1 protein-coding gene is annotated in these 277 nt (G+C 33.9%); it reads left to right on the top strand.

The genetic code is table 11. From position 1 onward, the window contains the following. A partial coding sequence (locus tag HUK49_RS10910) for a YncE family protein (RefSeq protein WP_191913702.1) occupies nt 1-277 on the top strand: 277 nt, incomplete at both ends.

The raw sequence follows: 277 nt of genomic DNA, 5'->3' as shown, positions 1-277 counted from the left end.
CCATATCATGCTTTTACACATAAAAATTATAATGTTTATACTGCAAATACTCATAGACATACAGTGAGTGTTGTCGATTTGTATAAAAAGATGTTGACTAGTGAAATACCAGTGGGGTATGGTCCAAGAGCTGTTATAGCAGATCCCTGGAAAGATATTGTATATGTAAGCTGTGAAGCTTCGAATTCAGTAAGTGTGGTTGATATAAATAAGAATGAAGAAATAAAGCATATAGACGTTGGTCCAACACCAAGAGGTCTTAAGATCGATGAAAATA

Origin of the sequence: Limosilactobacillus portuensis (assembly GCF_014838735.1) — a bacterium.
Classification (GTDB): Bacteria; Bacillota; Bacilli; order Lactobacillales; family Lactobacillaceae; genus Limosilactobacillus; species Limosilactobacillus portuensis.
The sequence above is the reverse complement of the archived record's forward strand: the minus strand, read 5'-3'. Positions and strand labels throughout refer to the sequence as shown.